General features: G+C 56.3%; 18 protein-coding genes. 7 read left to right on the forward strand and 11 right to left on the reverse strand.

Going from position 1 to position 18,947, the window contains the following annotated elements; genetic code table 11:
• The first annotated feature begins 66 nt into the window (after positions 1-66).
• From AC0L6A_RS06565 to AC0L6A_RS06575, 3 genes are read left to right on the forward strand one after another with little or no spacing between them, the layout of a single operon-like run.
• Complete coding sequence (locus tag AC0L6A_RS06565) at positions 67-882, forward strand: ABC transporter substrate-binding protein (RefSeq protein WP_473292989.1); 816 nt, start codon at positions 67-69, stop codon at positions 880-882.
• A 23-nt stretch (positions 883-905) separates the two neighbouring features.
• A complete protein-coding gene (locus AC0L6A_RS06570) occupies positions 906-1,739 on the forward strand; it encodes an amino acid ABC transporter permease (protein WP_473293405.1) in 834 nt (277 codons plus the stop codon).
• A gap of 3 nt (positions 1,740-1,742) precedes the next feature.
• Entirely contained in the window at positions 1,743-2,465 is a 723-nt protein-coding gene (locus AC0L6A_RS06575) for an amino acid ABC transporter ATP-binding protein (protein ID WP_473292991.1), read from the forward strand.
• Positions 2,466-2,478: 13 nt separating this feature from the next.
• Here the strand turns inward: AC0L6A_RS06575 and gap (AC0L6A_RS06580) are convergent, their stop codons facing one another.
• The 3 genes from gap (AC0L6A_RS06580) to gap (AC0L6A_RS06590) form a co-directional block, all read right to left on the reverse strand.
• Positions 2,479-3,477 carry a type I glyceraldehyde-3-phosphate dehydrogenase gene (gene gap / locus AC0L6A_RS06580; RefSeq protein ID WP_473292992.1) on the reverse strand — a complete coding sequence of 333 codons (999 nt, stop codon included), beginning with the start codon at positions 3,475-3,477 and terminating at the stop codon, positions 2,479-2,481.
• 88 nt (positions 3,478-3,565) lie between these two features.
• A complete protein-coding gene (locus AC0L6A_RS06585; RefSeq protein WP_473292993.1) occupies positions 3,566-3,709 on the reverse strand; it encodes a hypothetical protein in 144 nt (47 codons plus the stop codon).
• A 129-nt stretch (positions 3,710-3,838) separates the two neighbouring features.
• Positions 3,839-4,837: a type I glyceraldehyde-3-phosphate dehydrogenase gene (gene gap, locus AC0L6A_RS06590; RefSeq protein ID WP_473292995.1), complete on the reverse strand. Its 999-nt coding sequence runs from the start codon at positions 4,835-4,837 to the stop codon at positions 3,839-3,841.
• 273 nt (positions 4,838-5,110) lie between these two features.
• Between gap (AC0L6A_RS06590) and AC0L6A_RS06595 the strand changes: the two genes are divergently transcribed.
• Entirely contained in the window at positions 5,111-6,073 is a 963-nt protein-coding gene (locus tag AC0L6A_RS06595; RefSeq protein WP_473292996.1) for a DUF808 domain-containing protein, read from the forward strand.
• Here AC0L6A_RS06595 and AC0L6A_RS06600 read toward each other — a convergent pair.
• Positions 6,070-6,930 (reverse strand): DMT family transporter, encoded by an 861-nt coding sequence (locus AC0L6A_RS06600; protein ID WP_473292997.1) that lies wholly within the window; start codon positions 6,928-6,930, stop codon positions 6,070-6,072. The two genes, AC0L6A_RS06595 and AC0L6A_RS06600, sit on opposite strands and share 4 nt — an antisense overlap.
• Before the next feature lie 118 nt (positions 6,931-7,048).
• The gene (tkt, locus tag AC0L6A_RS06605) at positions 7,049-9,073 is read right to left on the reverse strand and encodes a transketolase (protein WP_473292999.1); all 2,025 of its coding nucleotides are present in this window, start codon (positions 9,071-9,073) and stop codon (positions 7,049-7,051) included.
• 250 nt (positions 9,074-9,323) lie between these two features.
• Between tkt and AC0L6A_RS06610 the strand changes: the two genes are divergently transcribed.
• A complete protein-coding gene (locus tag AC0L6A_RS06610) occupies positions 9,324-9,815 on the forward strand; it encodes a hypothetical protein (protein WP_473293000.1) in 492 nt (163 codons plus the stop codon).
• The gene (locus AC0L6A_RS06615; RefSeq protein ID WP_473293001.1) at positions 9,808-10,197 is read left to right on the forward strand and encodes a cell division protein ZapA; all 390 of its coding nucleotides are present in this window, start codon (positions 9,808-9,810) and stop codon (positions 10,195-10,197) included. The genes AC0L6A_RS06610 and AC0L6A_RS06615 overlap by 8 nt, the downstream gene beginning before the upstream one ends.
• 80 nt (positions 10,198-10,277) lie before the next feature.
• On the opposite strand, the gene grxD is transcribed toward AC0L6A_RS06615, so the two are convergent.
• From grxD to AC0L6A_RS06645, 6 genes are all read right to left on the reverse strand, one after another.
• Complete coding sequence (grxD, locus tag AC0L6A_RS06620) at positions 10,278-10,640, reverse strand: Grx4 family monothiol glutaredoxin (RefSeq protein ID WP_473293003.1); 363 nt, start codon at positions 10,638-10,640, stop codon at positions 10,278-10,280.
• A gap of 4 nt (positions 10,641-10,644) precedes the next feature.
• The gene (locus tag AC0L6A_RS06625; protein WP_473293004.1) at positions 10,645-10,938 is read right to left on the reverse strand and encodes a hypothetical protein; all 294 of its coding nucleotides are present in this window, start codon (positions 10,936-10,938) and stop codon (positions 10,645-10,647) included.
• A gap of 2 nt (positions 10,939-10,940) precedes the next feature.
• Positions 10,941-11,177, reverse strand: a complete 237-nt coding sequence (locus tag AC0L6A_RS06630) for a BolA family protein (RefSeq protein WP_246935389.1) — start codon at positions 11,175-11,177, stop codon at positions 10,941-10,943.
• Between the two features lie 60 nt (positions 11,178-11,237).
• On the reverse strand, positions 11,238-11,771 hold the full coding sequence (locus AC0L6A_RS06635; protein WP_473293006.1) for a hypothetical protein: 534 nt from the start codon (positions 11,769-11,771) through the stop codon (positions 11,238-11,240).
• Positions 11,772-13,931 carry a phosphoribosylformylglycinamidine synthase subunit PurL gene (purL, locus tag AC0L6A_RS06640; protein WP_473293007.1) on the reverse strand — a complete coding sequence of 720 codons (2,160 nt, stop codon included), beginning with the start codon at positions 13,929-13,931 and terminating at the stop codon, positions 11,772-11,774.
• Between the two features lie 464 nt (positions 13,932-14,395).
• Entirely contained in the window at positions 14,396-15,289 is an 894-nt protein-coding gene (locus tag AC0L6A_RS06645) for a LysR family transcriptional regulator (RefSeq protein ID WP_473293009.1), read from the reverse strand.
• A gap of 167 nt (positions 15,290-15,456) precedes the next feature.
• Between AC0L6A_RS06645 and AC0L6A_RS06650 the strand changes: the two genes are divergently transcribed.
• The gene (locus tag AC0L6A_RS06650; protein WP_473293010.1) at positions 15,457-18,873 is read left to right on the forward strand and encodes an indolepyruvate ferredoxin oxidoreductase family protein; all 3,417 of its coding nucleotides are present in this window, start codon (positions 15,457-15,459) and stop codon (positions 18,871-18,873) included.
• Positions 18,874-18,947: the final 74 nt, after the last annotated feature.

Below are 18,947 nucleotides of genomic sequence, written 5' to 3' on the forward strand. Positions count from 1 at the left end.
CGCTCGCCCAGTTAGGTGGTTCACGCTAGGCTCAGTCGAAACATCCAATCTGGGGAGATGACTGATATGAAAAAAGTTCTGACGATTATGTGCGCTTCACTTGTGGGCAGTGCAGCCTTTGCCGCTGACAATTGCGCGGCGGGCAAAACACTGAACGACGGAGTTTTGACAATCGCGACGGGCAACCCGGCTTATTATCCATGGGTCATGGAGGACTCCCCCGAGAGCAAACAAGGTTTTGAAGCCGCAGTGGCTTATGCGATCGCAGGCGAAATGGGATTTGCAGATGACGCGGTAACTTGGGTGCGCACGTCGTTCGACGAGGCGATTCAGCCCGGCGAGAAAAGCTTTGATTTCAACATGCAACAGTTCTCGATCACGCCAGAACGTGAAGAGATGGTTGATTTCTCATTGCCTTATTACAGTTCGGCGATGGCTGTGCTCACGACCAAATCCGTGGCCGACAAAGTTGGTGAGCCGACACTGGAGACATTGAAGGGGCTTCTTTGGGGGGCAGGGGCATCACATACCGGTGCGTCTATGGTCGGTGAAGTAATTGCTCCGGATCAGGACGTGCTGCTTTACAACGACAACACAGACGTCACAGCCGCCCTTCAGGCCAATCAGATTGATGCGGCGCTGTTCGACCTGCCAACCGCACTTTACCTGTCGGCTGTGGTGGTTGAAAACGGTGCGCTGCTTGGTCAGTTTCCGGCAGAACGTTCAGAAAAACCCGATCAGTTCGGTGCACTCATGGCGGATGGCAGTGCTTTGAAGCCTTGCGTGGATGAAGCCATTCAAGCACTGACGGATTCCGGAAAGCTGGCCGAGATTGAAGCTGAATGGCTTCAAGCGGCAACAGGTGTTCCGGTAATCAATTAAGGCGGAAAACACGCAGAATGACGATGTCAGGTGAACCACCGGCAATGCCGGGGCGGCGCGCGCAGTTTGAAGCTGCGCAGCGCCGCCGATCCATGTGGGTTGCCGGTGTTTCGACAACACTGGTTATTGTTGTAATTCTGGTTCTGGTGCCGTTGGCACCCGGATGGGAGGCCGTGAAGAAAAGTTTCTTTAATGGAGGCGTGTTCACGAAGACCTTTCCAGGGCTGTTGAATGCTTTTCTGTTGGACATGGCGATCTTTGCATGGTGTGCCCCGCTGATTGCACTTTTGGGGCTGTTCGTGGCGATCTGTCGAGATATTCAAAGGCCGGCGCTTTACCCACTTCGGCTTTTTGCGACTGTTTACACAGATGTGTTTCGGGGGCTTCCTGTCATTCTTGTCATCTATCTTGTGGGGTTCGGCATTCCGGGGCTGGGGCTGCCGCGTCCTTGGAATTCGCCCTATATCTGGGGGTCGCTTGCTTTGATCCTTGTTTACGCTGCCTATGTGGCCGAGGTCATACGATCTGGCATCGGATCAATCCACAAAAGCCAAAGCTCAGCGGCACTTTCCTTGGGCCTGTCGGGCGCGGATGCGATGCGTTACGTGATCCTGCCTCAGGCTTTGCGCAACGTGTTGCCTGCAAACATGAACCTTGTTGTGGCCCTGCAAAAGGACGTCGCGCTTTTGTCCTTCGTCGGCCCGGTCGAGATCTTCAGGCAGGCCGGAGTCTACAAGTCGCTCTATGCAAATTTCACACCTTATGTCGGGGCGGCGATCATCTTTCTGGCGATCACCATCCCAATGACGCGTTTTGCCGATCACCTGATGAACAAACGCCGCAAGCAGGAGCAATAGCCAATGCTGTCTTTGAGGAATGTTCAAAAAAGCTTTGGGGATCATCAGGTTTTGCGCGGGATCGACCTTGAGGTTGCGCGCGGGGAAATGGTGTGCCTGATCGGGGCTTCCGGGTCTGGGAAATCGACGCTACTGCGCGCGATAAATCTGTTGGACCCAGTTGATGATGGAGAGATCTGGTTCGAAGGCGTTGATATCGCTGAACCGGGACTGGATCCGCAACCAGTACGACAGCGGATCGGGCTGGTTTTCCAGTCTTTCAACCTGTTTCCGCACATGTCCGCCGCTGACAATGTAATGTTGGCACCGCGTCGCGTGAAAGGGCTTAGCAAAGCTGCGCAGCGCGATAGCGTGGCCGAGCTGTTCGACCGTTTTGGTCTCGGCCACCGCATTGATCACTATCCAGATCAGTTATCTGGCGGCCAACAGCAGCGTGTGGCGATCATTCGCGCCTTGGCGATGAAGCCCGATATCTTGCTGTTTGATGAAATCACATCGGCCTTGGATCCTGAGCTGGTTGCAGAAGTGTTGGATGTTCTACGCCAGCTTAGGGGCGAGGGGATGACGATGATCCTTGCCACCCATGAAATGGGGTTCGCGCGCGAATTGGCGGATAAGGTGTGCTTTCTTGAAAGTGGGCGGATTTTGGAAGAAGGCACACCTGATCAAATATTTGACGCGCCTCGCGAAGCGCGGACGCGTCAGTTTTTATCTCAAGTTTTGTAGGCGCGGACGGGCCTTAAAGGTATTTGCCCATCTCTACTGCTGTATCCAGCATGCGGCACGAGAATCCCCATTCATTGTCATACCAGCTTAGTACGCGCACCATGTTGCCATCCAGAACCTTGGTTTGATCCAAGGCCAGGGTCGAAGACATCGGGTCATGGTTGAAATCGATGGAGACCAGCGGACGATCTGTGACGCCCAAAACGCCTTTCAACGGACCATCAGCGGCAGCTTGCATGGCTGCGTTCACCTCTTCCGCGGTGGTGTCGCGGGACGCTTGGACGGTCAGGTCTACGCAGGACACATTTGGAGTCGGGACGCGGATTGCAACGCCGTCCAATTTTCCGTTCAGCTCGGGTAACACCAACCCAACGGCGCGGGCAGCACCGGTTGTAGTCGGGATCATGCTCATAGCTGCAGCGCGCGCGCGATAGGGGTCGCTGTGCAGCGTGTCCAGCGTCGGCTGATCACCGGTGTAGGAATGGATTGTGGTCATGAAACCTTTGGTAATGCCCACAGTATCGTTCAGCACTTTTGCGACCGGGGCCAAGCAGTTCGTGGTGCATGAGGCGTTCGAGACGTGAATGTGTTCAGCGCTAAGGCTGTCGTGGTTAACGCCATAAACCACCGTATTGTCTGCGCCTGACGATGGGGCCGAGACCAACACGCGGCTGGAGCCATTCCCAAGGTGCACCAGTGCTTTTTCGCCTTTGAAGATCCCAGTGCATTCCATGACGATGTCAACATTGGCCCAAGGCAGATCATCGGGATTGCGGATGGCCGTGACGGCAATCTTGCCGCGCCCGGCGTCAATCCAGTCATCGCCAAAAGTCACCTTGTTTGGGAACCGTCCATGTACGCTGTCAAACTCCAACAGGTGGGCGTTCATCTCGACCGAACCAAGGTCGTTGATGGCGATGACCTCGAGGTCTTTGCGACCGCTTTCGTGAATGGCGCGCAGGACAAGCCTACCGATGCGACCAAAACCGTTGATTGCCACTTTGATCGTCATAAATCGCTCCTTCACACGCACATGGTAATGTGAGCGCTAACATCGCAAGTTTTTCGAAAAGGTCAAGAGGCAACCCATGTTTGCGGACTTAACGCCAGAAGGCGGCCCAGTCGGTGAGTGCCAAAAATTTCTTGGAGAGAAACAAAAGATAGGTTCCATCCCACAGGAATATATCCAAACCTAAAAGGATCAGGATTACCGCGCCAAGCGCTAAGGCAAGTTGATTGGTCACGACGGTTGCTCCTGCGGCTGCTCTTGCCCGATTGGGCTAATGTTGCAACTGTTGCCGACATGGGCAAGACAAAAGAAAACCCCCGCAAGTAGCGCTGCGAGGGTTCAATACACATAAAATGTGATAGGGTCAGATGTTGCCCATCTTCACGGCCAAATCTGCCATGCGGGTCGAGAATCCCCATTCGTTGTCATACCAACCCAATACGCGGACAAGACGTCCGCCGAGCACCTTGGTTTGATCCGCCGCAAAGATCGCGCTGTCTTCCGTGTGATTGAAGTCGGTCGATACCAGCTGTTCTTCATTGTAGCCCAGAACGCCTTTCATAGCGCCCTCGGACATTTCTTTCATCGCGGCGTTCACATCGGCAATGGTCACGTCTTTTTCGACAACAACTGTCAGGTCAACAGCGGATACATTCGGAGTTGGGACGCGCACAGCAGAGCCATCCAGCTTGCCTTTCAGGGCGGGCAGAACCTCGCCCAAAGCTTTCGCAGCGCCGGTAGAGGTCGGGATCATCGACATTGCCGCAGCACGGGCGCGGTACAGATCGTTATGGCGGCGGTCCAGCGTGGGCTGGTCACCGGTATAGGCGTGGATCGTTGTCATAACGCCGCTGTCGATGCCGAACGCGTTCAGCAACACCTTGGCCATCGGGGCCAGACAGTTTGTTGTGCACGACCCGTTTGAAATCATCGTGTCGCTGGGTTTCAGCATTTCTTCATTCACGCCACACACGATTGTCTTATCCACATTGGTGCCGGGGGCGGACAGCAGGACTTTCTTTGCGCCATTCTCTAGGTGCGGTTTGGCCTTGATCCCGTCGTTGAAGTTGCCGGTACATTCCAGAACCACGTCACAACCGGACCAATCCAAGTCGTTCATGTTATAGGTCGACATCATCTGCATCGGGCCTTGGCCCACATCCATGGTGCCATCACCCAAAACAACGTCGTTGGGGAAGCGACCGTGAATGCTGTCGTATTTCAGCAGATGAGCGGCTGTTTCCAACGGGCCGGTTGCATTCACCTTCACCACTTGGATGTCTTCGCGACCCGAGGCCGCAATCTGGGCCAGTGTGCAGCGGCCGATGCGGCCAAATCCATTGATGCCGACTTTGACGGTCATGAGTTGTTCCTCTTTCACAAGACGGTTGTCGATAACCGCGAGAGATAATCTGAGATTTGCAGGAGGTATACCGCCGACGACAGGGGCACCCAACCCAGAAAACACCTTCTGTACCAGCATGATAGCGAAAACATATCGAGTTAAGCTGATCGTTAGCGCAAACCTTCAAGGCCGCGAATTTATCGTGAGGTATCGATCGAGTTGGACTTGCCCTTTGATGCGGTTTCGCTAGATTCGCGTGTGAACACGACTTGGAATGGGTAGGACGAGTGAATGAGTGGTTTGATTGCACTTCTGGATGACGTCGCAGCAATAGCGAAGGTCGCGGCGACCTCGATCGACGATGTTGCGGGGCAGGCGGTCAAGGCCAGTGCGAAAGCGGCGGGTGCCGTGATCGATGATGCTGCGGTGACGCCTAAATACGTGCAGGGTTTCGAGGCCAAACGCGAGCTGCCGATTATTGGCCGGATCGCGTGGGGCTCGATCAAGAATAAACTGATCATTCTTCTGCCCATCGCGCTTTTGCTATCAGCCTTTGCGTCTTGGCTGATTGCGCCACTTCTGATGCTGGGTGGGGCGTATCTGTGTTTTGAGGGGGCCGAGAAGGTCTGGCATGTCCTCTTCCCGCATGAACACACGTGGGATCACGCCGAACATATCGAAGGCGACCCGGCACATCTGGAAGAAAGCAAGGTCGCAGGCGCGATCAAGACCGACTTCATCCTGTCAGCTGAAATCATGACGATCATCCTATCGGGCATTCCGAACAGCAATTTCTGGATGGAAGCTGCAACTCTGGCCGTCGCCGCCGTTGGCATCACTGTTGCGGTCTATGGGTCGGTTGCCCTGATCGTGAAAGCAGATGACTTTGGCCTTTATCTGGCCAACAACGCGCGGCTGGGGGCGACGCAGGCGTTTGGTCGCGGAGTCGTGAAAGCGATGCCTTATGTGATGAAGCTTCTGACCATCATTGGAACGGCTGCGATGATCTGGGTCGGTGGATCGATCATCGTACATGGGTTCCACGAGCTGGGCTGGCATCTACCCTACGAGACCATTCATCATCTGGCCGAGGCCGCAGCGCACGCGGTGCCGGACTATGCGGGTTTCGTTAAATGGGTCGTAACCGCCACTTTGGACGGGATACTCGGCTTGGCGCTTGGTGTGTTGATCATCCCCTTGGCCACTTGGGTCATCGGTCCGATCTGGGGGGCGGTCTTCAAGGGCCGCGCCTAAGCTTTCGGTTTCGACCGCGCAAGCAAAAGCAAACCGCTTAGCACGATGACGGCGCTGCCCACTAATGTCAGTGCGTCTGGGCGTTCATGGAATATAGTGATGCCCAAAATCAGCGCGAAAAGCAGTCTGGAGTAGCGAAACGGTGTGACAACCGACACTTCACCTGTGCGCATGGCCTTTGTCAGGGACGCATAGGCCAATACGCCGGCACCAGTTGCGAGTGTGATGAACCAGATGCTGGTCGTGGTCAGGGGGCTTAGTTCCCCAGTGACTGCGACCAGTACCAGCCCCGCTACGGTTAAGACGACAAAACCCGCCACGCCAAGCTGCGCCGTCGAAAGCGATGCTGGGCTTGCCCGTGTTGCAAGGTCGCGACCCGCAAAACCAATCAGGGCCAGTACAGCGAAAATTGACAGGGGGTCAAAGCTGTCCAACCCGGGACGTAGAATAAGCAAGACACCCAAAAAGCCCGTAAAGATCGCAGCCCAGCGGCGCCAACCAATCCTTTCGTGAAAAACGAACACCGCACCCAATGCGACCACCAAGGGTGTCGCCTGAAGGATTGCAGATGCGCTTGAAAGCGGCGTAAGAGCAATCGCCAAGGCAAAGAACAGGCGTCCAAATATCTCAAAAGATGATCTGATGATCAGGATTTTTCCGAACATGTCAGGATGCACGGCGCGCGTTCCTTGCATCTGGGCAATGCCGGCAAAGACAAGGGTTCCAGCTGCCCCAAACATCGCAACAACTTGGCCGATTGGCACGTCACGCGCTGCGGCTTTGAGGGCCATATCCTCGACCGCGAAGGCCGCCATGGCAAGCAGCATGAACAATGCGCCTTTTGTGTTCTCGCTCATCTTTCGGCCTTTGCGAAGGTGGATCACGGGCACTGTTGACAGAGATTAGGAGCGACACAATAGAAAACGCCCCGCCAGAAGCTGACGGGGCGTGAAAGCTTTGCGATCAAGTTGGACGTTAGCCCAAGAGCTCTTTCGCTTTGGCGATAACATTCGCGCTGGTAATGCCGAACTTTTCGAACAGGACGCCAGCAGGGGCCGAAGCGCCAAAGCCAGTCATGCCGACGAAGGCAGCTTTCGCTTCGCGCCCACGTTCACCCAGAAGCAAACGATCCCAGCCACCTTCACGAACGGCGGCTTCGATACCAACACGTACTGCGCCTGGGGGCAGAACTTTGCGACGATAGGATTCTTCTTGCTCCGCAAACAGCTCCATGCAGGGCATGGAAACAACGCGGGTGCCGATGCCTTCAGCTTCAAGCGTTGCGCGGGCTTCCATGGCAAGCGACACTTCCGAACCGGTCGCAATCAGGATCACCTGACGCTTGCCAACTTCGGCGTCGGCCAGAACATAGCCACCTTGGGCGGTCAGGTTCTTCTGCTTATAGTCGGTGCGCAGGGTCGGCAGGTTTTGACGGGTCAGAACCAGTGTCGACGGAGTCTCTTTTGTCGTCAGCGCAATTTCCCAAGCTTCCGCGGTTTCCACCGTGTCCGCCGGGCGGAACGTGTAGCTGTTGGGTGTTGCACGGCAGATGGCCAGATGCTCGACCGGCTGGTGTGTAGGGCCATCTTCGCCAACACCAATTGAATCGTGGGTCATCACAAACACGGTTGGGATCCGCATCAGCGACGCCAGACGCATGGCAGGGCGCGCGTAGTCGGTGAAGCAGAAGAATGTGCCGCCGTAAGGGCGCATGCCGCCATGCAGGGTCATGCCATTCATCGCAGCGGCCATGCCGTGCTCGCGGATGCCCCAATAGATATAGCGTCCACTCCGGTTGTCGGTGTCAAAGACGCCCAGATCACCGGTTTTGGTGTTGTTCGAACCGGTCAGGTCAGCCGATCCACCTACGGTTTCTGGTAGCACCGGGTTGATCGCGGCAAGCGCCATTTCAGAGGACTTGCGCGTCGCAACCGAAGGCTTGCTTTCCGCAACTTCTTTCTTGAGCTTGCGGATGACGCCGGCCAGTTTCTTCGGTGCGTCCAAAGCATAGGCGCGCTTGAACTCCGCCTGTTTACGATCCGAGATCGAGGTAAACCGCGTCTCCCACTCGGCATGTACAGCCGCACCGCGCGTGCCCATGGCTTCCCATTGGGCTTTCACGTCAGCAGGAACTTCGAACGCGCCTTGGGGTGCGCCGTAAACCTTTTTCGCCGCAGCCAATTGGTCCGCATCTGTCAGTGCGCCGTGACCTTTCGACGTGTCCTGCGCCGCATGGCCCAGAGCAATGTGGGTTTTGCAAGCAATCATCGACGGTTTGCCAGTGCTTTTCGCTTTGGCAATCGCGGCATCAATCTGCACCGGATCGTGTCCGTCGATTTCCTGCACGTGCCAACCAGACGCCTTAAAGCGCTGAACCTGATCTGTGCGGTCAGACAAGGAAACCTTGCCGTCGATGGTGATGTCGTTGTTGTCCCACATGACGATCAGCTTCGATAGCTCGTGACGCCCGGCAATGCCGATCGCCTCTTGGCTAAGGCCTTCCATCAAACACCCATCACCAGCGATGACATAGGTGTAATGGTCGACGATCTTTTTGCCGAAACGGCCGCGTTGGATTTCCTCAGCCATTGCAAAACCAACTGCGTTGGCGATGCCCTGACCCAGCGGTCCTGTTGTGGTCTCAACCCCCGACACGTGACCGTATTCCGGGTGACCGGCGGTGATGGCGCCCCACTGGCGGAAGTTTTTGATCTGATCCAGCGTTACGTCTTTGTAACCCGTAAGATAGAGCAGCGAATAAATCAGCATAGAGCCGTGACCAGCAGACAGGATGAACCGGTCGCGGTCTTCCCAGCGCGGTGCAGAGGGATCAAAATTCAGGTGCTTTTCGAACAGCACAGTCGCCACATCGGCCATGCCCATCGGCATGCCAGAGTGACCGGAGTTCGCAGCAGCAACAGCATCCAGCGTCAACGAGCGGATCGCAGCAGCTTTTTTCCAGTGGTCAGGGTGGGCTTTGGCAAGAGCGGCAATATCCAAGGTCCGGATCCTTTGGCTAAGTAAAGACTGGCCTCTGATAACAGCCCTACGGCTTGGGTCAAGCAAAGCAAGCGGTTGGGCCCCAAGTGTTTGTAATCCAAGACGACCAAGCAGCCTGAAAGGGCATTTAATTGCCCTCAAGGGCACAGCGGGCGGCGAATCGCATTTCCGGCCCCCAAAGTGCACTTGGCGTTGAGTGTTGCGCCTCCTTGTGACAAGATCGGCAAGATAGGACTATGCAGGGCAGATTATGAGTGACATTTCCGAACTAGAAACCCGTATTACCGCCGCGCTGGAACGGATCAATGCTGGGCTGGATCAACTGGCCGACACCCCGGTGACCGACACTGACGCGCAAGAGACCCTTCAAACTCAGCTTGAAGAAGAGCGCACCGCCAACGCGCAGCTGAACGAAAGGCTGGCGGCCCTGAAATCCCAGGCTGGTGATCTTGCCAACGCGGCAGAGCGCGAGGTCGGGAAACTGAACGCTCAGCTTGCACAAGCAGAGGCAAATGCTGAAAGCCTTCGGCAAGCCAATCAAGAGCTTCGCAGCACAAACGATGCATTGCGAGAGGCCGCAAAAACAGGTGTTGTCGACGCAACTTTGATCAACAATGCCATGACTGCGGAATTGACCGCATTGAAGGCAACGCAGCAAGCGGATCGCGCTGAATTGGATGCGGTGCTGAACGAGCTGGCCACGATGGCCACCCCCAAAGCCGAGGAGGACACACATGCCTGATATCACGATCAACATCGGTGGCCGCAGCTTTGAAGTGGCCTGCCAAGAGGGCGAAGAGCATTTCCTGCAATCCGCTGCCGCCATGCTGGATACCGAGGCCTCTGTCTTGGTCAGCCAGATCTCGAACCTGACCGAAAGCCGCATGCTTTTGATGTCGGGGCTGATGCTTGCGGATAAGACCGCGGGCATGGAAGACAAAGTGAAACTGACCGAGCGTCGCGTGGCCGAGCTGGAAAGCGAGCTTGAAGCGTTGAAAAGCGCGGAACCTCAGAAAGTTGAGGTGCCAGTGGTGCCAGCCGCAGTTACGGATACGTTGGCCGAGATCGCTGCACGTGCTGAAAGCATGGCTGCTTCCGTCGAAGATCGGTTGAAAGCGAACTGAAGGCTATAAATCCTCTTTAGAAACACAAAAACGCGCGCCGGTATTCCAGCGCGCGTTTTTTGTTTTAAGCGGGGCCTAAATCAGCCGTTGGCTTCGCGGATCTTGTCAGCAGCTTCTTTATTGAAAGCAACGCCGTTGTCACCAAACAATGTGTCCAGCTCGCCCGACAGGGTCATCTCGGTGATGATGTCACAGCCGCCGACGAACTCGCCTTTGACGTAAAGCTGAGGGATCGTTGGCCAGTCGGAGTATTCCTTGATGCCCGTGCGGATTTCTTCGTCCGCCAGTACGTTCACATCGGCGAAGTCCACGCCCATGTAGTTCAGAACGCCAGCCACGCGGGAAGAAAACCCGCATTGCGGCATTTCTTTCGTGCCTTTCATATAAAGCACAACGTCATTGGCTTTGACGGTTTCGTCGATGCGTGTTTTTGCGTCGGTCATTTAGCTACTTTCCTTTGTCTTCGCGTGGCATCAGCACACCAGCCTGTTTATTTGGATCCTTTGGTACGGACCATGTCGTGCTTTGGCGGGCTCCGGTCCGACTGTCAGGCATCCCCTTGATGTGAATGACGTGGTCGTCGCGGGTCCCGTCTTCTTCATAGTTCTTGTCGTCCCATCGGCGCTTGTTCAGTGCATGACGAGAGAGCGGGCGTTTTTCGTTTCTTCGTACATAGGCTTCGGCGAAGGCAGCGACAATGATCAGAGTAACGAGGCCAAGAGGGACCCAGAGCCACAGCATATTTACTCAGGCACCTTCGTCGTCAGCGCCAGCGCGTGCAGCTCTCCGCTGTCGATCTGCGCACGGACAGTCGCGTTTACGGCGCGTTGCTGTTGTACGCGGTTCATGTCGCGGAAGCTTTCATCCACGACCTCGGCGGCCCAGTGGTTCCCGTCACCGGCCAGATCCGTGATGGTGATCTGGGCGTCGGGAAAACCTGCGCGGATCAGGTCTTCGATTGCGGATGCTTCCATGGCCATTTGGCGAAACCTCGTGTTTGTTTCATCTAACTTATGTGTGGGGCAGGGGGGCCGCAAGGCCTAGCGGTTCATTGCGGCATCGCGAAAACTGGCCAGAACGGCGCGGGCATCCGACAAAAGGCCCTCTTCTTCCGCACGCGCCAGACTATCCGCAGTCCATGCGGGATCAGGCAACAGCCGGTCCAGCATGTCGCGACGGGCAGCGTCTTGGGTTGCAGAAAGGGGTAGGGCTTCGGCCACGCGGAACAGCTCGATCATGTCGGTGATGGCGCGCATCCGGCGGTAGGCTTCTGAAATCGCCTCGAGCGTTTCGCGGTCCTTGCGCCAGCGTTTTCGTGGAAAGATGTGACGCATGACATACGGACCAGCGCCTTTGCAGTCGAACTTGGAGCAACCCGGAAACCCCTGATCTTCCAGCGTTTCATGAATGCGGCACAGGTTGTCCGATCCAAGATGGCGGCAAGGCGCAAGGGCGCGTTTGTCAAAGGCGAAGTCATCGCCCGCATCAAATCCGGGCGAAACACAGCACAGCCCCGCGCAGGCGGCACAATCGGCCACCAGTTGGTTAAGGTCGCGAGGGGCTGGCGCGTCCACTTACGAATGGGCCTGATCAAAGCCGGTGCGGAAGATCTGGGCGAGGTCTGCCAAGGGGGCTTCCGAGCCGCCCATCTTCACGCTGTCGCCAGTGAAGCGACCAACCGAAGTAATGGTCACACCAACGCGGCCCGCTTCGATCATCAGCGCTTCGGCTTGATCGAAGTTACAGGCGACCAGATAGCGTGCCTGATCTTCGCCGAACAGCGTGGGTGTGTCGGCAGCGTCCAGTTGTACACCAACTTCACCGGCCTCGGCCATTTCGAAAGCTGCAAGGGCCAGTCCGCCGTCAGACAGGTCAGAACAGGCTTTGATCAGCTCGCGGTTCGCACGAATGAAATCTCCGTTGCGCTTTTCAGCGTCCAGATCCACATGCGGAGCGTCGCCGTCTTCGCGATTGAACACTTCGGCCAGAAGCGCGGATTGACCCAGATGGCCTTGGGTGTCGCCCACAACCATGGCCACATGGCCATCGCGCGCTACGCCGTCGATCATATCGTCTAGGCTATCCAGCAGGCCAACTGCACCGATGGTCGGTGTTGGCAGAATGCCCTGACCGTCGGTCTCGTTATACAGCGATACGTTGCCCGAGACGATTGGAACGTCCAAGGCAGCCACGGCTTCACCGATGCCTTTGATGGCACCAACGAACTGGCCCATGATCTCGGGCTTTTCGGGGTTGCCGAAGTTCAGGTTGTCGGTTGTGGCCAAGGGTTTTGCACCAACGGCAGTCAGGTTGCGGTAGGCTTCTGCCACCGCTTGCTTGCCGCCTTCAAACGGGTTGGCCATGACATAGCGCGGCGTCACGTCCGATGTGAACGCAATCGCTTTGTCTGTGCCGTGCACACGCACGATGCCTGCACCCAGACCCGGTGCACGCACGGTGTCAGCCATAACCATGTGGTCATATTGCTCGTACACCCATTGTTTCGCGGCGTGGTTTGGGCTGCCAAGCAAAGCTTTCAGACCATCAATCGCGTCGATCTCTGGCACGTCAGCCAGTTCTTCAGCGGCAGGTGTTTCGATCCACGGGCGGTCATATTCCGGCGCACGGCCAGACAGAGGCGATAGCGGCAGGTCGGCTTTCACTTCACCATGATGCATGATCAGGAAGCGGTCATCGGCCAGAGTTTCACCAACGATGGCAAAATCCAGGTCCCACTTGTCGAACACGGCACGGGCTTCAGCCTCAAGGTCGGGGTTCAGCACCATAAGCATCCGCTCTTGGCTTTCAGACAGCATCATTTCGTAGGCCGTCATGTCGTCTTCGCGCTGCGGGACGTCCTCGAGGTTCAGTTTGACACCCAAACCGCCTTTGTCACCCATTTCAACAGCCGAACAGGTCAGGCCAGCGGCCCCCATATCCTGGATCGAGATTACGGCGCCGGTTTGCATCAGCTCCAACGTGGCTTCCATCAAGCGCTTCTCGGTGAATGGGTCACCCACTTGAACAGTAGGGCGCTTATCTTCGATCGTGTCATCGAATTCGGCCGAGGCCATGGTCGCACCGCCAACGCCGTCGCGACCGGTCTTGGCACCCAAGTAGACAACCGGCATGCCAATGCCCGATGCTGCCGAATAGAAAATCTTGTCAGTATCCGCGAGGCCCGCGGCAAATGCGTTCACCAGGCAGTTGCCATTATAGGCCGGGTGGAACCGCACCTCGCCGCCCACATTGGGTACGCCGAAGCAGTTGCCGTAGCCTCCAATGCCCTCAACCACACCGTTGACCAACTGTTTGGTTTTGGGGTGATCAATTTCGCCGAAGCTCAGCGAGTTCATTGCAGCGATGGGACGTGCACCCATGGTGAAGACGTCACGCAAGATGCCACCAACGCCGGTCGCTGCGCCCTGATAGGGTTCGATGTACGATGGGTGGTTGTGGCTTTCCATTTTGAAGACCACGGCCTGTCCGTCACCAATATCCACGATGCCTGCGTTTTCGCCGGGGCCGCAAATTACCTGCGGGCCCTCGGTGGGCAGAGTGCGCAACCATTTTTTTGAGGACTTGTAAGAACAGTGTTCGTTCCACATGGCAGAGAAGATGCCAAGTTCGGTGAAGCTGGGTTCGCGCCCGATGATGTCGAGGATCAGTTCGTATTCGTCGGGCTTCAAGCCATGTGCTTCAATCAGGTCTGTGGTGATTTTCGGCTCGCTCATGCTCGGTCCCCTTCGGCGTTGCAGCAACATCGACTCGCGCGCGATATGCGTCAATGTCAGTTGCTGCGCCTTGTAGGCGATGGGCGGGCATTGGGGAAGGGCTAGGATGCCTTGTTTTGCACGAACAATGCGCGTTAGGCAAAAAAAAGGCCGGGCAGAGCCCGGCCAAGTCCAACAGGGAGGTAAAAACCGACTAGAGCGAAGCTCAACCATCGGCTTTGGATAAGAATTAGGTGCCAGAACGACTCGGTTCAAGGAAAAATGCTGCATTGCGGCTATGCATTTTGCGCATGCCTCTTTGCAATTGGAGCTATCAAAGGCCAAGTGCGTTTAAGTTCTACTTGGGATAGTTCAATGTTTTGAGAACTTTAACACCGAAACTATCTTGTTTTGATAGGGTTTCAGCCTAAAACCCCCGCAATTTCACTGTTGCGAAATCGCATCACTAATATTGAATGTATTTCTCAGCTTGCTGTGCTGCGGCGCTGGGCAATCAGCTCGGACGTGACAAAATCGCGGAAAGCTTCAATCCGTTTGGAGGCGCGCAGCTCCTCGGGGTAAGCAAGGTAAACCGGTATGTCTTTGCTTTCTACGTCAGGCAAGACGCGGATCAGCTGGGGAAAGTCGTGCGTGATGTAGTCAGGAAGCACGCCAATCCCCAGGTCATTCAGCACGGATTGCAGAACTCCGAAATAATTGTTCACCGTTAGAAGTGAGCCAACATCGTAGGTCAGCAGTTCGCGTACCAAAGCGGCACCTGCACTGACTTGCGCAGCCGACGTATTTTGACAAATCAGCCGGAACTTGGAGAGGTCTTCCATCGTTTCCGGCGTTCCATTCGCTTCAAGGTAACTGGGCGTTGCGTATAGCCGCATATGCACATCCATCAAGCGCTTGCGGATCAGGTCCGCTTGGCTGGGCTCTTTCATGCGAATGGCAACGTCAGCTTCGCGCATGGGCAGATCCAACACGCGTTCTTCCAGCATCAGATCAATTCTGAGGTCGGGATAGGCTTCGTAAAGCTTCGGCAAGCGCGGGGCCAGCCACATGGATCCGAAGGCTGTCGTTGTTGTAACGCGCAATTCACCGAACACTTCTTCCTTGCTGTCACGGATGCGTGCCACGGCGGCCTCGAGCCGCTGGTTCATCGCTTTGGTGGCGTCAAACAGCAACTCGCCTTGCTCAGTAAGAATCAGTCCGCGAGCATGTCGGTGAAACAAGGTTGCATTCAGTCCGTCTTCAAGTGCGCGTATTTGGCGAGACACAGCAGATTGCGACAAATGTAGCGCATCACCAGCATGGGTCAGTGACCCCGCATCCGCCACCGCGTGAAATATTCTGAGCTTGTCCCAATCCATAAAGAAAGAACCGATCCTTGTTAGCGTGAAAAGCTTGCACAGTGTTACCATTAGAATCGTGATCAGTTCCAGCACGGATTCTGATGCAAAAAGAATTGAAAGGTCAGAGATTATGACCTAATATGTTTGGATCAAGCAAGCAGGTGTCACGTATAGGGAGGTGTGTCATGGGCAAGCCGCAAATCACTCTGAATGATCGTTTTGATCTGTCAAAAGAACAGGTTTTGTTGAACGGCACGCAAGCGCTGGTGCGTTTGATGCTGACCCAGAAAGAACGTGACCGCAGGGCCGGGCTGAACACAGCCGGATATGTGACTGGCTATCGTGGCTCGCCTTTGGGGGGTGTCGATCTTTGGATGGATCGCTCGCGTAAATTGTTAGAGCCCAATGACATCAAGTTTCACCCCGGCCTGAACGAAGACCTTGCCGCAACCGCGCTGTGGGGCAGTCAGCAGGCGGAGCTGCGTGGCGAAGGCACCCATGATGGTGTTTTTGGTCTGTGGTATGGCAAGGGGCCGGGCGTTGACCGCACCGGCGACGTGATGCGCCATGCCAACATGGCGGGCAGCAGCCCGCACGGCGGCGTGTTGATGGCGATGGGTGATGATCACACGGGCGAAAGCTCAACCGTGTTGCACCAGTCCGACTGGGCCATGGTTGATGCGTATATTCCGGTGTTAAGCCCCGCTGGTGTGCAGGAAATTCTGGACTATGGCATCTATGGCTATGGGCTAAGCCGCTTTTCCGGCGTCTGGGCGGGCCTGAAAGTGATGAAAGACACGGTCGAGGCGACATCCGTAATTGATGGCCGCGTGGATCGCATGCAGCTTGTCACACCCGATTTCGACATGCCCGAAGGTGGGCTCAACATCCGTTTGATTGATGATCGCATCCCGCAAGAAGCGCGGATGATTGATTATAAGCGTTTCGCGGCAGAGGCTTACGCTCGTGCAAACCGTATCGACAACCGCATGTGGGGCAAACCCGGCGCCAAGATCGGCTTCGTGGCCGCGGGCAAGAACTGGCTAGATCTTGTGCACGCAATGAACCTTCTGGGCATTGATCAGGCCGAGGCGGAACGACTAGGGATCACCACATACAAGATCGGCCAGACGTTCCCGCTGGACATGACCTCGTTCCATGAATGGGCCGAAGGGCTAGATCTGGTCGTTGTGGTCGAAGAAAAACGCAAACTGATCGAGGTGCAGATCAAAGAAGCGATCTTTGATGACCGTCGTGGCCGTCGCGTGTACGGCTGGCACAAAGGCGATCAGTGGGAAAATGGCCGTCGGATTGAGCTGTTCCCGACACGCTATGCGCTGGACCCGATCATGATTGCCGAGAAGTTGGGCGGTATCCTGATTGAAGAGGGCAGGGGCACAGATGCGGTGAAAGCCGGTTTGGCCAAGCTGAACGAGGCGAGAGCCGCAGATAACGCCCCTGACCTGGCTGCACGTTTGCCGTTCTTTTGTTCGGGCTGTCCGCACAATACCTCGACCAAACTGCCCGAAGGCAGCCGCGCTTATGCGGGTATCGGCTGTCACTATATGGTGCAGTGGATGGATCGCGACACGGTTGGGTTCACCCAAATGGGCGGCGAGGGCGTGAATTGGGTTGGTGAAGCACCGTTCTCCAGCACCAAACACGTTTTCCAGAACCTGGGCGATGGCACGTATAACCACTCAGGCAATCTGGCAATCCGTGCGGCTTTGGCCTCGGACGCCAACATGACCTACAAGATCCTGTACAATGACGCTGTTGCAATGACCGGCGGACAGGAAAACGAAGGCGATCTGGATGCCCCGCGCATTGCGCGCGAGGTGCAGGCGATGGGCGTGAAAGACATCTTTGTTGTCTATGACGATAAAGAGGATGTGGACGCGTCCCAGTTTCCCAAAGGTCCGAGCTTTCACACCCGCGACGCGCTTTTGGAGGTTGAAAAGAAATGCCGAGATATCAAAGGGGTGTCCGTCATCCTCTATATCCAGACGTGTGCTGCTGAAAAACGCCGTCGCCGCAAACGGGGCCTGTTCCCAGACCCAGACAAGCGCATCTTTATCAATACGGATATCTGCGAAGGCTGTGGTGATTGCGGTGTGCAATCGAACTGCGTCTCGATCGTGCCTGTCGAAACTGAACTTGGCCGCAAACGTGCGATTGACCAATCCAGCTGTAACAAGGATTTCAGCTGTGTGAATGGGTTCTGCCCCAGCTTTGTGACCGTCGAGGGCGCAAAGCTGAAGAAAACCGCCACGGCAGAAGTTGACCTGCCCGATCTGCCCATGCCCACGCTGCCCGCCATCAACGGCACCTTTAACACGGTGATCACCGGGGTCGGCGGTACGGGTGTTGTGACCATCGGTGCCGTCATGGCGCAGGCCGCACACATCGACGGTAAGGGTGCCGGCATGATGGAAATGGCAGGGCTTGCCCAGAAGGGTGGAGCGGTCACGGTGCATTTGCGTCTTGCCGAGAAGCCCGACGATATTTCAGCCATTCGTGTAGCAACTGGTGAATGTGACGCGCTGATCGGGTGTGATTTGGTCGTTTCCGCGGCGGCGACCACATTGGGTCTGACCAAGACGGATCGCACGGGCGCAGTGGTCGACAGCCATGAAACCGTGACTGGGGAGTTCACGCAAAACACGGACTTCGCTATCCCGGGTGATCGCCTTCAACTGTCCTTGCAGGCGCGTTTGCGCGATCGGCTTGCGATGTTTGATGCCACCGAGTTGGCGCGTGTGCTGATGGGCGACAGCATCTTTTCCAACATGATGGTGTTGGGCGCCAGCTGGCAGGCGGGCTATGTGCCGCTGACCCATGAAGCGCTGATGTATGCCATTGAGCTGAACGGACAGGCGGTAGATCGCAACAAACGTGCGTTCGAACTGGGGCGCTGGGCGGTTGAACGCCCTGCCGAGGCAGCGAAATGCCTTGAGGCAGAGGTGGTTGAGCTTCCCAAAACACTGGCCGAGATTGTGGAATTCCGCGCGGATCATCTGGTGAAGTTCCAAGGGAAATCACTGGCTAAGGCTTACCGCGCTCAGGTGGCGCGTATGCCCGAAGCTCTGCAAATACCCGTGGCAAAGGGCTATCATAAACTTCTGGCCTATAAGGATGAATACGAGGTTGCGCGGCTTTTGTGCGAAACGCGCGCCAAGGCTGAGGCCGAGTTCGACGGCGATCTGAAGCTGACCTATCACCTTGCTCCGCCGATGCTCAGCGGTGACGACGCCAACGGCCGCCCGAAAAAGCGTGGTTTCGGTGCGTGGTTTGAACGCGCAGCCCCGCTGCTCGCGCGCATGAAAGGGCTTCGCGGCACCGCGTTTGATCCTTTTGGCCGCACGGCAGAACGGGTGACCGAACGTGCACTGATCGCTGAATATGAAGCAGATATGGAGCGTGTTCTGGCGGGGCTAACCGATGCCAACCTGTCGGTGGCGCAAGAGATTGCTGAATTGCCCCTGTCCATCCGTGGCTTCGGCCCGGTGAAAGAGGCCAGCGTGACTGCTGCCGAAACCCGCCGTGCAGCCCTTTGGGCGCAGTTCGACGGGACCGCCCCTGTGGCACAAGCCGCCGAGTAGGGATGCGCGACAAATAGGCGATGGATTTCCGTCGCAAACAGACCTATGCCTAGTCCATGTCCTGCCGCGTGCGG

The organism is Aliiroseovarius sp. D2-2, from assembly GCF_055809455.1.

What these genes read in the sequence shown, in the direction of transcription:
- grxD (WP_473293003.1), bottom strand. Translation starts at nt 10,640, where the DNA reads ATGACCGACGCAAAAACACGCATCGACGAAACCGTCAAAGCCAATGAC.
- AC0L6A_RS06595 (WP_473292996.1), top strand. Translation starts at nt 5,111, where the DNA reads ATGAGTGGTTTGATTGCACTTCTGGATGACGTCGCAGCAATAGCGAAG.
- AC0L6A_RS06645 (WP_473293009.1), bottom strand. Translation starts at nt 15,289, where the DNA reads ATGGATTGGGACAAGCTCAGAATATTTCACGCGGTGGCGGATGCGGGG.
- AC0L6A_RS06630 (WP_246935389.1), bottom strand. Translation starts at nt 11,177, where the DNA reads ATGGCCATGGAAGCATCCGCAATCGAAGACCTGATCCGCGCAGGTTTT.
- AC0L6A_RS06565 (WP_473292989.1), top strand. Translation starts at nt 67, where the DNA reads ATGAAAAAAGTTCTGACGATTATGTGCGCTTCACTTGTGGGCAGTGCA.
- gap (WP_473292995.1), bottom strand. Translation starts at nt 4,837, where the DNA reads ATGACCGTCAAAGTCGGCATCAATGGATTTGGCCGCATCGGCCGCTGC.
- AC0L6A_RS06575 (WP_473292991.1), top strand. Translation starts at nt 1,743, where the DNA reads ATGCTGTCTTTGAGGAATGTTCAAAAAAGCTTTGGGGATCATCAGGTT.
- purL (WP_473293007.1), bottom strand. Translation starts at nt 13,931, where the DNA reads ATGAGCGAGCCGAAAATCACCACAGACCTGATTGAAGCACATGGCTTG.
- AC0L6A_RS06650 (WP_473293010.1), top strand. Translation starts at nt 15,457, where the DNA reads ATGGGCAAGCCGCAAATCACTCTGAATGATCGTTTTGATCTGTCAAAA.
- AC0L6A_RS06610 (WP_473293000.1), top strand. Translation starts at nt 9,324, where the DNA reads ATGAGTGACATTTCCGAACTAGAAACCCGTATTACCGCCGCGCTGGAA.
- AC0L6A_RS06570 (WP_473293405.1), top strand. Translation starts at nt 906, where the DNA reads ATGTCAGGTGAACCACCGGCAATGCCGGGGCGGCGCGCGCAGTTTGAA.
- AC0L6A_RS06625 (WP_473293004.1), bottom strand. Translation starts at nt 10,938, where the DNA reads ATGCTGTGGCTCTGGGTCCCTCTTGGCCTCGTTACTCTGATCATTGTC.
- gap (WP_473292992.1), bottom strand. Translation starts at nt 3,477, where the DNA reads ATGACGATCAAAGTGGCAATCAACGGTTTTGGTCGCATCGGTAGGCTT.
- AC0L6A_RS06615 (WP_473293001.1), top strand. Translation starts at nt 9,808, where the DNA reads ATGCCTGATATCACGATCAACATCGGTGGCCGCAGCTTTGAAGTGGCC.
- AC0L6A_RS06600 (WP_473292997.1), bottom strand. Translation starts at nt 6,930, where the DNA reads ATGAGCGAGAACACAAAAGGCGCATTGTTCATGCTGCTTGCCATGGCG.